This is a genomic window from Burkholderia savannae, assembly GCF_001524445.2.
Taxonomy (GTDB): Bacteria; Pseudomonadota; Gammaproteobacteria; order Burkholderiales; family Burkholderiaceae; genus Burkholderia; species Burkholderia savannae.
The window spans coordinates 543,142-558,150 of the sequence record NZ_CP013418.1; the positions used below are offsets into that span (position 1 = coordinate 543,142).

Annotated in this window: 11 protein-coding genes and 1 pseudogene; 9 read left to right on the plus strand and 3 right to left on the minus strand. The window is 70.2% G+C overall.

The features are described 5' to 3' along the window. Window positions 1-47 precede the first annotated feature (47 nt). The 8 genes and pseudogenes from WS78_RS23360 (at window position 48) to WS78_RS23405 (ending at window position 9,598) form a co-directional block, all read left to right on the plus strand. A complete protein-coding gene (locus WS78_RS23360) occupies window positions 48-1,085 on the plus strand; it encodes an NADP-dependent oxidoreductase (RefSeq protein WP_059582191.1) in 1,038 nt (345 codons plus the stop codon). A gap of 173 nt (window positions 1,086-1,258) precedes the next feature. Then, entirely contained in the window at window positions 1,259-1,945 is a 687-nt protein-coding gene (locus WS78_RS37215; protein ID WP_063889468.1) for a putative quinol monooxygenase, read from the plus strand. Continuing rightward, window positions 1,942-2,397 (plus strand): (2Fe-2S)-binding protein, encoded by a 456-nt coding sequence (locus WS78_RS23370; protein ID WP_059582187.1) that lies wholly within the window; start codon window positions 1,942-1,944, stop codon window positions 2,395-2,397. The genes WS78_RS37215 and WS78_RS23370 overlap by 4 nt, the downstream gene beginning before the upstream one ends. A gap of 1 nt (window position 2,398) precedes the next feature. Beyond that, complete coding sequence (locus WS78_RS23375) at window positions 2,399-4,639, plus strand: xanthine dehydrogenase family protein molybdopterin-binding subunit (RefSeq protein ID WP_038747891.1); 2,241 nt, start codon at window positions 2,399-2,401, stop codon at window positions 4,637-4,639. A gap of 15 nt (window positions 4,640-4,654) precedes the next feature. Next, entirely contained in the window at window positions 4,655-5,953 is a 1,299-nt protein-coding gene (locus WS78_RS23380; protein WP_059582183.1) for a c-type cytochrome, read from the plus strand. A 716-nt stretch (window positions 5,954-6,669) separates the two neighbouring features. Then, a complete protein-coding gene (locus WS78_RS23395; RefSeq protein ID WP_038747886.1) occupies window positions 6,670-8,085 on the plus strand; it encodes a CoA transferase in 1,416 nt (471 codons plus the stop codon). Window positions 8,086-8,233: 148 nt separating this feature from the next. Continuing rightward, window positions 8,234-8,594, plus strand: a pseudogene (locus tag WS78_RS23400) (aspartate/glutamate racemase family protein); the annotation flags it as partial. 104 nt (window positions 8,595-8,698) lie between these two features. Beyond that, window positions 8,699-9,598: a LysR family transcriptional regulator gene (locus WS78_RS23405; protein WP_038747884.1), complete on the plus strand. Its 900-nt coding sequence runs from the start codon at window positions 8,699-8,701 to the stop codon at window positions 9,596-9,598. A 342-nt stretch (window positions 9,599-9,940) separates the two neighbouring features. Here the strand turns inward: WS78_RS23405 and WS78_RS23415 are convergent, their stop codons facing one another. The 3 genes from WS78_RS23415 to WS78_RS23430 form a co-directional block, all read right to left on the minus strand. Then, entirely contained in the window at window positions 9,941-10,753 is an 813-nt protein-coding gene (locus WS78_RS23415) for a glycine betaine ABC transporter substrate-binding protein (RefSeq protein ID WP_059582172.1), read from the minus strand. A gap of 58 nt (window positions 10,754-10,811) precedes the next feature. Beyond that, complete coding sequence (locus WS78_RS23420; protein WP_059582170.1) at window positions 10,812-11,825, minus strand: zinc-binding alcohol dehydrogenase family protein; 1,014 nt, start codon at window positions 11,823-11,825, stop codon at window positions 10,812-10,814. Window positions 11,826-12,532: 707 nt separating this feature from the next. Further along, a complete protein-coding gene (locus WS78_RS23430) occupies window positions 12,533-13,504 on the minus strand; it encodes a LysR family transcriptional regulator (protein WP_197419491.1) in 972 nt (323 codons plus the stop codon). A gap of 168 nt (window positions 13,505-13,672) precedes the next feature. Between WS78_RS23430 and WS78_RS23435 the strand changes: the two genes are divergently transcribed. After that, window positions 13,673-14,992 (plus strand): MFS transporter, encoded by a 1,320-nt coding sequence (locus WS78_RS23435; protein WP_038747872.1) that lies wholly within the window; start codon window positions 13,673-13,675, stop codon window positions 14,990-14,992. Window positions 14,993-15,009 lie beyond the last annotated feature (17 nt).

Consider the following 15,009-nt stretch of genomic DNA (forward strand, 5'->3'; position numbering starts at 1 on the left):
GTGCGCCGCACGCCAATGCCCCTCGTTTCATTTCAATGGAGATTCCTATGCCGCAAAGCCAGACGACGAACCGCAGGATCGTTCTGAATTCGCGCCCGAAAGGCGCGCCCACGCCCGAGAATTTCCGCGTCGAGACGACGGCGGTGCCGACGCCCGCTCAGGGCGAGGTGCTGCTGCGCACAGTGTGGCTGTCGCTCGATCCGTACATGCGCGGCCGCATGAGCGACGCGCCTTCGTATGCGCCGCCCGTCGAGATCGGCGGCGTGATGGTGGGCGGGACGGTGAGCCGCGTCGTCTCGTCGACCGTGCCCGCGTTTCGCGAAGGCGACCTCGTGCTGTCGAACGCCGGCTGGCAGGATTACGCGCTGTCCGACGGCGCTGACCTGATGCCGCTCGCCGGCATCGCGCATCCGTCGCAGGCGCTCGGCGTGCTCGGGATGCCCGGCTTCACCGCTTACTTCGGATTGCTGGAGATCGGCCGGCCGAAGGCGGGCGAGACGGTCGTCGTCGCGGCGGCGAGCGGCGCGGTCGGCTCGGTCGTCGGGCAGATCGCGAAGCTGAAGGGCTGCCGGGTCGTCGGCATCGCGGGCGGCGCCGACAAGTGCCGCTACGTGACGCAGACGCTCGGCTTCGATGCGTGCGTCGACCATCGCGCTCCGGATGTGGCCGAGCAGCTCGCGGCCGCGTGCCCGAACGGCATCGACGTGTATTTCGAGAACGTCGGCGGCGCGGTGTTCGACGCGGTGCTGCCGCTGCTGAACGATCGCGCGCGCGTGCCCGTCTGCGGGCTGATCGCCCACTACAACGACAGCGCGCTGCCGCCGGGGCCGAATCGTTTGCCGCTGCTGATGTCGAGCGTGCTGCGCAAGCGGATCAGCATGCAGGGCTTCATCATCCTCGATCACTACGCGGACGTTTATCCGGCATTCCTGAAGGAAATGGGCGAGTGGGTCGCGCAGGGCAAGGTGCAGCTTCGCGAGGACGTCGTCGACGGGCTCGAGGCGGCGCCGCAGACGCTGATCGGACTGCTCGGCGGGAAGAACTTCGGCAAGGTCGTCGTGCGCGTGGGGCCCGACGCGCCGTGAGTTCGGCCGCGCGAGCGCCGGGATGAAGGTTCGGCGCTCGCGTTCGAGCCGCCGCCTCGGATGTCGCGCGGATTCATGCGATGCGGAGGCGTGCGGAGGCGTGCAGAGGCGTGCAGAGGCGTGCGGGGAGGCGAATCGCCGGACCGCGGTCCGGATTGGCATCGAGAACGATCATGGCGCGCGGTGTCCTTGCAAGCCTGATCCCGACGCCCCAGCGCATCGGCGCGGCGGCGGGATTGTGCCGGACCGCGGCCGCGACGCGCGCCGAACCGGGCAATCGCCGCTGCGATCTGTTTCGTCAGGCCGACGGCGTGCCGGGTCTTCATATGCTCGGGATCGACGGCGACGAGGCCGCGCCCGAAGCGCGCCGCGCGAGCGCGCATTCCGTCGCGTATCGGAAGAGGGCGGCTGAATGGCTGGCGCAGCCGCCCGCCGTGACGGCGCTGACGGCCGTAGCCGCCGTGAGTCGGCGGCCCGGCGCGACAACCCCGTGCGAACCGTGTTGCGGCGGGCAGGCGGCGCTCGTCGCGATCGCCTTGCGCGGGCCGCAGCGCCGGTATCCGAGCGGCATCGGAGTCGAGCCGCCACGCATGCCCGCCGTCGGCGCGGCGCGTGGAAGGCCGCGGTTTTTCCGCGTTTGCCGGCCCTCGCTCGTCGCTGCGCAGGATGTCGCCCCGCGCGATGCGCCGATCCGGTCGAGCCGACATGCGGGCGTGCGCCGCACCGTTTTCGTGCGTTGTCGTGCCGATCCGTCGCGCTTGCACGGGCCGAGACTGCAGCAATTTAGCAATAGGTTCAATATGCGCGAGTTGCTGCACGCCATTCGAAATCCCCACTCGTCATTGCCGGAGTCCGCATGACCGACTTGAACATCAACGGCGCGACCCATGCGGTCGACGCCCCCGCCGACATGCCGCTCCTCTGGGTGCTGCGCGATCTCGTCGGCCTGACCGGCACGAAATTCGGCTGCGGCATCGCGCAATGCGGCGCGTGCACCGTGCATCTCGACGGCGTCGCGGTGCGCTCGTGCGTGCTGCCCGTCGCCTCGGTCGGCGGCAGGAAAATCACGACGATCGAAGCGGTCGGCGCGACGCCGGCGGGGCAGAAGGTTCAGCAGGCGTGGCGCGAGCTCGACGTCGTCCAGTGCGGCTATTGCCAGTCCGGCCAGGTGATGGCGGCCGCGGCGCTGCTCGCGTCGAACCCGAACCCGACCGACGCGGACATCGACGCGGCGATGACGGGCAACCTCTGCCGCTGCGGCACGTACAACCGGATACGCGCGGCGATCAAGCACGCCGCGAAGGGGGCCTGACATGTCGCGCGGACTGATCGAAGCAGGCAGGGCGCACGCGGCCGAGGCGGCGCGCGGCGCGGGCGTGTCGCGGCGCGATTTCCTGAAATACGGGATGACGCTCGGCGCGGCGGCGGGCGGCGGCCTGCTGCTCGGCTTCAGCGTGCCCGCCGCGGGCGGCGACGCCCGCCGCTCGGTGATCGGCGGCGACGCGATCGAGACGCCCCGAAACGGCGTGTTCGCGCCGAACGCGTTCGTGCAGATCGACCGCACGGGCACGGTCACGCTCGTGATGCCGAAGGTCGAGATGGGCCAGGGCGTCTACACGTCGATTCCGATGCTGATCGCCGAGGAGCTCGAGGTGCCGCTCGCGAGCGTGACGCTCGACCACGCGCCGCCGAACGCGAAGCTGTTTCTCGATCCGCTGCTCGGCGGCCAGCTGACGGGCGGCTCGACGTCGATCCGCTATGCGTGGGAGCCGATGCGCCGCGCGGGCGCGGCCGCGCGCACGCTGCTCGTCGCGGCGGCGGCGCGGCAGTGGAAGGTCGATCCGGCGTCGTGCCGCGCGCAAGGCGGCGAAGTGCTGCATCCGGCCAGCGGGCGGCGCGCGTCGTACGGGCAGCTCGCCGACGCGGCCGCGAAGCTGCCCGTGCCGAAGGACGTCGCGCTGAAGCAGCCCGAGGACTTCAAGCTGATCGGCAAGCCCGTCAAGCGGCTCGATTCGCCGGAGAAAATCGACGGCACCGCGCAGTTCGGGCTCGACGTGCGCGTGCCGGGCATGCTGTACGCGGTGATCGTCAACAGCCCGGTGTTCGGCGGCAAGGTCGCGCACGTCGACGATCGCGCCGCGAAGCAGGTGCCGGGCGTGCGGCAGGTGGTCGTCGCGGACGACGCGGTCGCGGTCGTCGGCGATCACACGTGGGCCGCGAAGCGCGGCGCGTCGGCGCTGCAGGTTCAATGGAACGAAGGCGCGGGCGCGCGCGTGTCGATGCGCGACATCGTCGCCGATCTCGCGCGCGCGGCCGACAGCGGCAAGGGCGCGGTCGCGCGCAAGGACGGCGACGTCGAGCATGCGTTTTCGAACGCGAAGACGCGCGTCGACGCGGTCTACGAGCAGCCGTTCCTCGCGCACGCGACGATGGAGCCCGTGAACTGCACGGTGCACGTGCGCCCGGACGGCTGCGAGCTCTGGACGGGCACGCAGGTGCCGACGCGCGCGGTCGACGCGGCCGCGAGCGTGACCGGCCTGCCGGCCGACAAGATCGTGCTGCACAACCATCTGTTGGGCGGCGGCTTCGGCCGGCGGCTCGAGACCGACATGGTGCGGCAGGCGGTCAAGATCGCGAAGCAGGTGAGCGCGCCGGTGAAGGTGGTCTGGACTCGCGAGGAGGACATCCGTCACGACATGTACCGGCCGTACTACTACGACCGCATTTCGGCGGGGCTCGACGCGAACGGCAAGCCGGTCGCGTGGCGGCACCGGATCGTCGGCTCGTCGATTCTCGCGCGCTTCGCGCCGCCCGCGGTCAAGGACGGCGTCGATCCGGACGCGGTCGAGGTCGCCGCCGAATTGCCGTACGACCTGCCGAACCAGCTCGTCGACTACGTGCGCCAGGAGCCGCGCCATGTGCCGACCGCGTTCTGGCGCGGCGTCGGGCCGACGCGCGGCACGTTCGTCGTCGAGAGTTTCATCGACGAGCTCGCCGCGCAGACGAAGACCGATCCCGTCGCCTACCGCCGCGCGCTGCTCGGCAAGTCGCCGCGCGCGCGCAACGTGCTCGACGTCGCCGCGAAGGCGGCGGGCTGGGGCGCGTCGCTGCCGAAGGGGCAGGGGCGCGGCGTATCGGTGATGCATGCGTTCGGCAGCTTCTTCTCGATGGTCGCGGACGTATCCGTCGACGACGGCGAGGTGAGCGTGAAGCGCATCGTGTGCGCGGTCGACTGCGGGATGGTGGTGAATCCGGACACGATCGAGGCGCAGGTGCAGGGCGGCATCATCTTCGGGATCACGGGCGCGCTGTACGGCGAGATCACGATCGAGGACGGCCGCGTCGAGCAGGGCAACTTCACCGACTACCGGATGCTGCGGATCGATCAGACGCCGCAAATCGACGTGCACATCGTGAAGAGCGGCGAAGCGCCGGGCGGGATCGGCGAGCCGGGCACGGCGGCGCTCGGCGCCGCGCTCACGAACGCGATCCATGCGGCGACGGGCAAGCGCCTGCGCAAGCTGCCGGTCGGCAGCCAGCTGAAAACCGCCTGAACGCCGAGGACTCCGATGATTCGTACTGGAAACAAGTTCAAGCGCGCCGCGCAGGCGCTCGGCGCGATGCTCGCGGCGCTCGCGGTGAGCACGGGCGCGCGCGCCGCCTCGCCCGACGACGCGCTTGTCGCGCGCGGCGCGTACCTCGCGAAGGCGGGCGACTGCATCGCGTGCCATACGGCCGCGCGCGGCAAGCCGTTCGCGGGCGGCCTGCCGATGGAAACGCCGATGGGCGCGATCTATGCGACCAACATCACGCCGGACCCGGAAACGGGGATCGGCGGCTACAGCGAGACGGACTTCGCGCGCGCGTTGCGCGAGGGCGTCGCGAAGGACGGCCACAACCTGTATCCGGCGATGCCTTATCCGTCGTATGCGAAGCTCGCCGACGGCGACGTGAAGGCGCTCTACGCGTATTTCATGCATGGCGTCGAACCGGTGAAGCAGGCGAATCGCGCGCCGGACATTCCGTGGCCGCTCGGCATGCGCTGGCCGCTGAAGATCTGGAACGCGGTGTTTCTCGACGCGGGCGCGTATCGCGACAAGCCGGGCAAGGACGCGACGTGGAATCGCGGCGCGTACCTCGTGCAGGGGCTCGGCCACTGCGGCTCGTGCCACACGCCGCGCGGCGTCGGCTTCCAGGAGAAGGCGCTCGACGAGAGCGGGCCGGCGTATCTGTCCGGCGCGCTGATCGACAACTGGTTCGCGTCGAACCTGACGGGCGAGCACAACGTCGGGCTCGGCCGATGGACCGAAGCGGACCTCGCGCAGTTCCTGAAGACGGGCGCGAACCGGCATGCGAGCGCGTTCGGCTCGATGACGAGCGTGATCAATCACAGCACGCAGGCGCTGAGCGAGGCGGATCTGGCCGCGATCGCGCGCTATCTGAAATCGCTGCCGGCGGCGGGCGGCACGGGCGCGCCGCCTTATCGCCACGAAGCGGCCGCGACGCAGGCGCTGCTCGCGCGGCCGGCCGACGATGCGGGCGCGAAGGTGTACGCCGCGTACTGCATGCACTGCCACGGCGTCGACGGCCACGCGTTCGCGCCGCTGCTCGCGCCGCTCGCCGGCAATCCGAACGTGCTCGAGTCGAACGCGGCGTCGCTGATCAACGTCACGCTGAACGGCACCGACGATCTCGTGATCGACGGGCTGCCGGCCGCCTATCCGATGCCGAAGTTCGCGCACGTGCTGACCGACCGGCAGATCGCCGACGTGCTGACGTTCATGCGCGCCGGCTGGAACAACGGCGCGCCCGCGGTGCGCCCGGCCGACGTCGCGAAGCTGAGGAAGGCGACGCAGGCGTCGCGCTGACGGCGGCGGCGCGGATCGCGAAGCGCGGCGAATGTGCGCGCTGTGCCCCGGTTCGGCGAGGGCCGGCGCGCGCCGTTCGCCTCGTGGCGCGCGTGGGGCGAGCGCTTGGGGCGCGTCGCCGCAGGCCGGCGACGCGACGCGCGCGGAGTGCGGCGGCGGACCCGTCGCCGGTTCGCCGCAACGGGCGCTCATCGTCGAAGACGAAACGATGCGCGCACGGGGTGCGCCGAAAGGGCCGCGACGCGCGCGCCGGTTCAAGCGAACGAGCAAAGCGGACGAGTAATGCGGATATAAAGTCAACGTAAAGCGCAGCGCCGCGCGTTCGTCGTCCTGATTCGGGGAGTCGACATCGAAGTTCAGATCGCCGAAAAAATGGAAATCGATTAGGCGAATCGGAATTCGATGTGCATTTCAATATCGCGCCGCGGAAGACGCATGACGCATTGCCATGATCGATGCGGCGCGATTCGCGTGCCCGCCTGGGAGCGGCGGCGGGCGTCGCCGCTTTCGCCGCATCGGCCCGGAAGCGGGAATCCCGCGCCCGGAGCCCGCGGGCCCGAATAGGGACGCTCGATCGCCCGACGGCCGCACATCCGGATTCGTTTTAAAAGAAGATGCGGACGAATTAAAAAATAACTTGATTCCCGGAATCAACGTTGACACTCGATATTCGTCGGCAATAATCTTGCCGTGATCTCTTCAAATCGGGGAAGTCAATGTCCGATCTCTCTTCGTCGTCGCAATCCGAACAATCCGGCCGTGCGCGCACCGCCGCGTATTTGCACGAAATCTGGCGGGCCGCGAACGGCGATCTCGCCGCCCTGCATGCGTTGAATTTCAGCGGCACGGGCGTGCTGCCGTCGGCGTTTCCGGTCACCGATTTCGCATCGGCCGCGATCGGCGCGGCGAGCGTCGCGGTCGCCGAACTCGTGCATCGCGCGACCGGCAAGCTGCCCGGCGTGCGCGTGGATCGCCGCCGTGCGTCGCTGTGGTTCGGCGCGTCGCTGCGGCCGCGCGGCTGGGACATGCCGCCGCCGTGGGATGCGATCGCGGGCGACTATCGCACGGCCGACGGCTGGATCAGGCTGCACACGAACGCGCCGCACCATCGCGCCGCCGCGCTCGCGGTGCTCGGCGCGCCGCCCGACAAGGCGGCGGTCGCGCACGCGGCCGGGCAGTGGCGCAGCGACGCGCTCGAGTCGGCCGTCGTCGAGCAGGGCGGATGCGCGGCCGCGATGCGCACGCAGGACGAATGGGCGCGACATCCGCAGGGGCTTGCAGTGCGCGCGGAGCCGCTGCTGATTCACGACGGCGTCGCGGTCGAAGGCAAGCGGCCCGCGTGGTCGCCGTCCGCCGAGCGGCCGCTGCGGGGCGTGCGCGTGCTCGATCTCACACGCATTCTGGCGGGCCCCGTCGCGACGCGCTTTCTCGCGGGCTTCGGCGCGCAGGTGCTGCGCATCGATCCGATCGGCTGGGACGAGCCGAACACGGTGCCCGAAGTCGTGCTCGGCAAGCGCTGCGCCCGCGCCGATCTGAAATCGGGCGACGGGCGCGCGCTGCTGCGCCGCCTGATCGGCGAGGCCGACGTGATGGTCCACGGCTACCGGCCCGATGCGCTCGACCGGCTCGGCTTCGATGCGGACGAACGGCGGCGGATCAATCCGGGCCTCGTCGACGTATCGCTCGACGCCTATGGCTGGAGCGGGCCGTGGCGCGGCCGCCGCGGCTTCGACAGCCTGGTGCAGACGAGCGCGGGCATCGTCGCGACGGGCATGCGCGAGGCCGGCGCCGAGCGGCCGGTGCCGCTGCCCGTGCAGGCGCTCGATCACGGCGCCGGCTATCTGCTCGCGACGGCCGCGATTCGCGGTCTCGCGCGACGGTTGGCGACAGGCGCCGGAACGAGGACGCGCGCGTCGCTCGCGCGAACGGCAGTGCTGCTCGCATCGGGTGGCTTGCAGGAAGCCGACAGGCCGGCGATCGCGCGCGAGACGGCGGGCGATCTGGCCGATTGGGTCGAGGAGACGAGTTGGGGGCCGGCGCAGCGCGTACGGGCGCCGTCCGAGGTCGAAGGCGCGCCGGTGCAATGGCCGCATCCGGCGCGCGCGCTCGGTTGGTCGCCCGCCGAGTGGTAGCGGGCGCGGACCGGCGCGGCCGTCACGGCCGCATCGGGGCATGCGCATGGATCAGGCCGTCGTGGCGAGCGGCGGCGGCGCGGGGATCGGTGTCGCGACCGCGCGGCGTTTCGCGCGGCAGCGGGCACGCGTGGCGATCGTCGGCCGCCGCGCCGACGGGCTCGCGCGCGTCGCCGGGCTGATCGGCGACGCGCTTCACGATGGAGCAGGATTTCTATCGCGAGCGGATGGCGTCGCTTCACGGCATCGACGTGATCGTGCCGGGCGAGCGGGAGCGGGCCGTCGTCCACGACGTGATCTACGACGAGCTCTGTCACGGCGTCGCGCGCGATGAATCGCGCGCCGCCTACCGGCGGATCATCGACGCGTTGCAGGCGGCGGGCGCCGAAGCCGTGATCCTCGGCTGCACGGAAATCACGCTGCTGATCAAGCCCGCCGATTCGGCGCTGCCGGTGTTCGACACGACCGCGCTGCACGCGCTCGCGGCGGTCGAGCTGGCGGCCGGCTGAACGGCGCGCGCAAGCCGCCGCTCGACCGCCGCACGCGTTCGCAGTACCCTTGCAGCCCGTTGCGCGCCTTTGCGCGCGTCGCTCGCCCCGACGCGCCTCCCCCGATGATCCGACTCGACGACCTCGCCGTATTCGTGCTCGCCGCCGACAACGGCAGCCTGTCCGCCGCCGCGCGGCTGCTCGACGTCGCGCCGGCCGTCGCCAGCGCGGCGGTCAAGCGGCTCGAAAGCGAGCTCGACGTGCGCCTGCTCGCGCGCACGACGCGCAGCCTGCGCCTCACGCCGGACGGCGAGCGCTATCTCGCGTACGCGCGCAACGCGCTCGCCGAACTGCGCGCCGGCAAGGACGCGCTCGCGCGCGGCCGTCAGGAAGTGGGCGGCGACCTGACGCTGTCGATGCCGTCCGATTTCGGCCGCAACGTGCTGTCCGGCTGGCTCGACGAGTTTCTCGCGCTGTATCCGGCCGTGTCGCTGCACGTGCGGATCGGCGACCGGATCGTCAACCTGTTCCGTCAGCCGGTCGACGCGGTGCTGCGCTACGGTGTTCCCGACGATTCGTCGCTGATCGCGGCACCGCTCGCGCCCGACAACCGGCGCGTGCTGTGCGCATCGCCCGCTTATTTCGCGCGGCACGGCAAGCCGGCGACGCCGGACGATCTGCGCGGCCACAACTGCCTGCGCTTCGCGCTGAGCGAGCGCACGCACGACCAATGGACGTTCCATTCGGGCGACGCCGCGCACACGGTCAAGGTGACGGGCAGCCGGGCTGCCGACGACGGCGAGCTCGTGCGTCGCTGGGCGGTCGGCGGGTACGGGATTGCGTACAAGTCGCGCCTCGACGTGCTCGACGATCTGCGCGCGGGGCGTCTCGAGCCCGCGCTCGACGCGTGGACGACCGAGCCGACGCCGCTCAATCTCGTCTATACGCACCGGCTCGCGCTGTCGCCGACGCTCGCCGCGCTGCGCGACTTTCTGCGGGCGCGGATCGCTGCGTACCTCGCTTAGCGCGGCGTCGCGTGGCGCGCAGCGAGATCGCGCCGTGCGGCGCTGATTGGCATGGAGCAGCGATTGGCGCGCCTGTCCGCATCGGCCGGAGCAGGTCGATGCCGGGCGAAGCGGGGCGGTGCCGAACAGCATCGAACGGCCCGAACGGCGAGAACGGCGCGAATAGCGCGAACGGCCTGAACAGCCCGCGCAGCCCGCACAGCCCGCACAGCCCGCACAGCCCGCACAGCCCGAACAGCCCGAACAGCCCGAGCAGCCCGAACAGCCCGAACAGCCCGAACAGCCCGAACAGCCCGAACAGCCCGAACAGCGCGAACAGCACGAACAGCGCGCTCAGTCCGATCAACGCGACACGGCCCCACCCGACACACGCGCCGCAAGCTCGCGCAGATACCGCTCGCCCGCTTCGCGCGGGCTGAGCCCGTCGCGCGAAATCAGATGATCGAGCCGCGTGAGCCCGGCGTTGCCCGGGCGCAGCTGCCGCAGCGCGTCGACGGCGGCGGCGGGCAGCCGCTCGCGCGCCGATTTGCGCAGCACGAGCGTCGCCGCGTCGGCGCCGCGCAGCAGCCCGCGCGGCTCGCGCAGTTCGCGTATCGCGTGACGCCAGTGCAGGTATTGCGGCCGCCACAGCGGCACGACGACCCACGCGCGTCTTGCCGCCGCCTCTTCGAACGCGTCGACGCACTGTTCGAGTGTGCCGTTCGCGAAGCGATAGCCGTGCGCGTCGAGATCGTACGCGGCGAAGATCTCGCGCGAGAAGCGCGAGATGCCCGCGCCCGGGCCGATGCCCTGGATGAGCGGCGTCATCCGCTCGACGACGTCGGCGCGCGTCAGGTCCGCGACGCTCGACACCGCGTCGGCCGGCACGTAGTCGGGCACGCCCCACAGCGCGTACGGCGCGTACATCGCGGACAAGGGCTCGAACGCGTCGGCGATCGCGTCGAAATACGCGCCGTGGCTGCCGGGCAGCCACGCGGCGCACAGCATGTCGGCCGTGCCGTCGCGCAGCAGCTCGAACGCGCCTTCGTGCGGCCGCCTGATTTCGTCGACGCGCACGCCGTGACGCGCGAGCGCCGCGATCACGATGCCCGCCGCTGCGTGATGAAAGGACAAATCGATCGTCGCGAGCGTGACGACCGGGGAAGTTCGGGTCAAGGCGATCTCCGGAGAAAAAAGGCGGCGGCGCGGCGGGCCGGCCGCGCCGCCCGGCGGATCAGAAGCCTTCGAGCACGATCTTGCCGCGCGCGCGATGGCTTTCGATGAACGCGTGCGCGCGCTTCAGGTTCGCCGCATTGATCGCGCCGAAGTGTTCGCTGAACGTCGTGCGCAGCGTGCCCGCGTCGACGAGCGCCGCGACGCGATCGAGCAGCGCGTGCTGCTGGAGCTGGTCGCTCGTGCCGAACATCGAGCGCGTGAACATGAACTCCCAGTGCAGCGACGCGCTCTTCGCCTTCAGCTTGCGGAAATCGAGCAGCGCCGGATCGTCGATCAGCGCGAGCTTGCCTTGCGGCTCGAGCGCGTCGACGATCTGATCGAAGTGACGATCGGTCTGGTTCAGGCTCGCGACGTAGTCCACCCGGCCGATGCCGATTCGCTCGAGCTCGGCGGCGAGCGGCTTCGAATGGTCGATCACGTGATGCGCGCCGAGCTCGCGGGCCCACGCGGCCGTCTCGTCGCGCGACGCGGTGCCGATCACGGTGACGCCCGTCAGGCGGCGCGCGAGCTGCACGAGGATCGAGCCGACGCCGCCCGCCGCGCCGACGACGAGCAGCCGCTTGCCGGCCGCGGCGGGGCCCTCGGGGATCTGCAGGCGGTCGAACAGCAGCTCCCACGCGGTGATCGCGGTGAGCGGCAGCGCGGCCGCGTGCGCGAAGTCGAGCGAGCCCGGCATCCTGCCGACGATCCGCTCGTCGACGACGTGCAGCTCGCTGTTGGTGCCCGGGCGCGTCAGCGAGCCTGCGTACCACACGCGGTCGCCCGGCTTGAACAGCGACGCCGCGCTGCCGACGGCCAGCACGACGCCCGCCGCGTCCCAGCCGAGCACGGTCGGCTGGCCGGCTTCGGGCGGCCGGCCGGCGCGCACCTTGACGTCGACGGGATTGACCGACACCGCGCGGACTTCGACGAGCAGGTCGCGCGGGCCCGGCTGCGGGGCGGGCAGCTCGATGTCGACGAGCGAATCGGCGGCGTCGATCGGGAGGTTCTGGTAGAAGGCGATGGCTTTCATGGCGGTTCGAATCGGCGAAAAGTGAAAGGGAGCGCCGGCCGCCGCGCGCAGCGAATGCGCGCGCCGCGATGTTCGGGGCGGCGGGCGGCGCGGGGGGCGCCGCCGTCGTTGACCGTCGTTGTCAGCGGTCGTCGCGGCGCATCCGGGCGCGTTCGGTCGGCTCCGGCTGCGATGATGCGGCGCACGGCGGGCGCGTCACAGCCGGCGGGCGCGATTTCAGTTTCAACGCTGCGATGAAAATGGCCTGACGCGCGGCGAGCGGCCGCCGTTCGGCGAATGCCGACGGCGTGCGCCGCTTCGAGCGTGCGCCGCTTCGAGCGTGCGCCGCCTTGGCTTCGCGCCGATGCGTGGGCGCGGACGCGTTCATCTGCGCATCGCGCAGCGGGCCCGCCTCGAACGAACCGGCCATCGGCGGAACCTCGGCGGACCCTCCGCGGACGTTCATCGCGTTGCAACGGGCGGTGGAAACGGATCGTGCGCCGGCCAGCCGGCCGGCGTGCGCCTGCGCCGCGAAACGCGAAATTGCCGGATCGTTCTCGTTCGATCGGCGCTCGTTCGGCGAACATCGCGCGGTTGCATCGCCCGATCGCGTGCGATGCAACGCAATGCGCCGCCGCTCTTGCATCATCTGGCGCGCGACGTTCCCGCCCCGGCGCGTTCCGAGCCTCGCGCGGCCGGCCGAACCCGAGCGCGATCCGTCGCGCCGCTCAATGCAGCATCCCCAGCCGTTCCGCCATCGGATACCGCTGCACGTAGCGCTGAAACGCGTCGATGAACACTTTCTCGGCCGCGTTCATCCGGCGCTCGCGGTTCCACATCAGGAAGATCTCGACGTCGAGCAGGCCTTCTTCGGGCGGCAGGCGCCAGAGCCGCTGGCGTGCGATATCGTCGCGCACGATGTGCTCGGGCAGGCAGCCGATGCCGTAGCCGGCGAACACGAGGCGGCGGATTTCGTCGAGGCTCGCCGACGTCGCGACGATGCGCCCGGTGAAGCCGCGCTGGTCGCGAAACACGGTGAGCGGCGCGAGCGCGTCGCCGATCTGGTCACTGGTGAACGAAACGAAATTCTCGGAGAGCAGATCCTCGATTTTCAACGCCTGCCGACCAAATAACTGGTGGTGACGTCCGCAAAACATTGCATAGCGTTGGCGCAAAAAACTGCGTAATTCTATTTTATCGACCGGCGTTCGGCATAATGCGAGTCCGCAAGTCGCGGTTTTTTGCAATAAAGAAGAAAGAATATCCGCCGAGCGCATGACTTCGATATGCAGATCGACGCGCGGATAAGCGCGGCGGAATTCGGCGAGAAATTCGTCGTAGACGGGCGATTCGACGCGGCTCACGCACAGCAGGCGCACCGAGCCGGTCAGCTCGCCGCCGCGGTCGTCGAGCTCGTTGTCGAGCCGCGACATGTGGCCGTAGATGTCGGTGGCGATCCGGTAGACCTCTTCTCCGGCGCGGGTCGGCAGGAACTGCGCGCCGCGCCGCTGGATCAGCGTGCGGCCGAGCGAATCCTCGAGCCGCTTGAGCGCCTGGCTCACGGCCGGCTGCGTCAGGTGCAGCCGTGCGGCCGCGCGGCTGATGCTGCGCTCCTGCATGATCGCCAGATAGGTTCGCAGCAGATTCCAGTCGAGGCGGTCCATCAGGACGCGGGAAACATGGCTTCGAATATTCGACATTTATTTTTACCCCAGAGAAACGATTCTGCATCGTAAAACTGGATTAATGAAATTTATTCTTAAGATAATAACTTAGAATTTGACCGATTAATCCCGGTGCGCGATAAAACGCCCATTTGCCGAATCCGCGCGATTCGGCGACGCGTACATTTCTGCGAGGAGATCGCATTGAACCGGGGCTTCCCACCGAGCCTGCCCGCGCGCCAGCCGCGTCGCGCGGCCGGCGCCGCGTTCGTCGGCACGATGATCGAGTGGTACGACTTCTACATCTACGCGAACGCGGCCGCGCTGGTCTTCGGCGAGCTGTTCTTCCCGTCGCGCGACTCGTTCACGAGCACGATGGCGTCATTCGCGACGTTCGCGGTCGGCTTCTTCGCGCGGCCGCTCGGCGGGCTGCTTTTCGGCCACCTCGGCGACCGGATCGGGCGCAAGAAGGCGCTGATGGCGACGCTCGCGATGATGGGCGCGGCGACCGTCTGCGTCGGGCTGCTGCCGACCTACGAGCGCGTCGGCATGCTCGCGCCCGCGCTGCTCGTGCTGCTGCGAATCGTGCAGGGCGTCGCGGTCGGCGGCGAATGGGGCGGCGCGGTGCTGATGGCGGGCGAGCACGCGCCGCACGGGCGGCGCACGTTCTTCGCGTCGTTCGCGCAGCTCGGCAGCCCGGCCGGGCTCATCCTGTCGCTCGTCGCGTTTCGCGCGGTCGCGTCGATGGAGCACGACGCGTTCATGTCGTGGGGCTGGCGCCTGCCGTTTCTCGCGAGCATCGCGTTGCTCGCGGTGGGCGCGTTCGTGCGGCTGAAGGTCGACGAATCGCCGGAGTTCGTGCGCGAGAAGGCGATGGCGCGCACCGTTGCGCGGCCGATCGCCGAGGTGCTGCGCTCGTCGCCCGCGATGCTGTCGTTCTGCCTGTGCGCGAACACGATCGGCATCGCCGGGCTGTATTTCACGAACACGTTCATGATCGCGTTCACGACGCAGCACGTCGGCGTGACGAAATCGCTGATTCTCGATTGCCTGTTCATCGTCGCGATCATCCAGTTCGCGTCGCAGCCGATCGCCGCGTGGCTCGGCGGCAAGCTCGGCGACGCGCGCTTTCTGAAGCTCGCCGCGCTTTTCGCGATGGCGTCGCCGTATCCGATGTTCGCGCTCGTGCAGACGGGACGCCTCGCGCCGATGGTGATCGGCATCGCGCTCGCGACCGTGTTCCTCGCCGGCTTCTATTCGGTGATCGCGGGCTTCGTGAGCGGCGCGTTTCCGGCGCGCGTGCGCTATTCGGCGATCTCGATCTCGTACCAGATGTGCGGCGCGATCGCGGGCGGGCTGACGCCGCTCGCCGGCACCTGGCTCGCGCATCGCTTCGTCGGGCAGTGGTGGCCGCTCGCGGTGTTCTATACGTGCCTCGCGGCGTTGTCGCTGTTCGGCGTGATCGCGCTCGACGCGCGCAGGCAGCAGCGGGCCGACGTCGCGGACGCCGTGCTCATGCGCTGATTCGGAAAGGGAGGAGG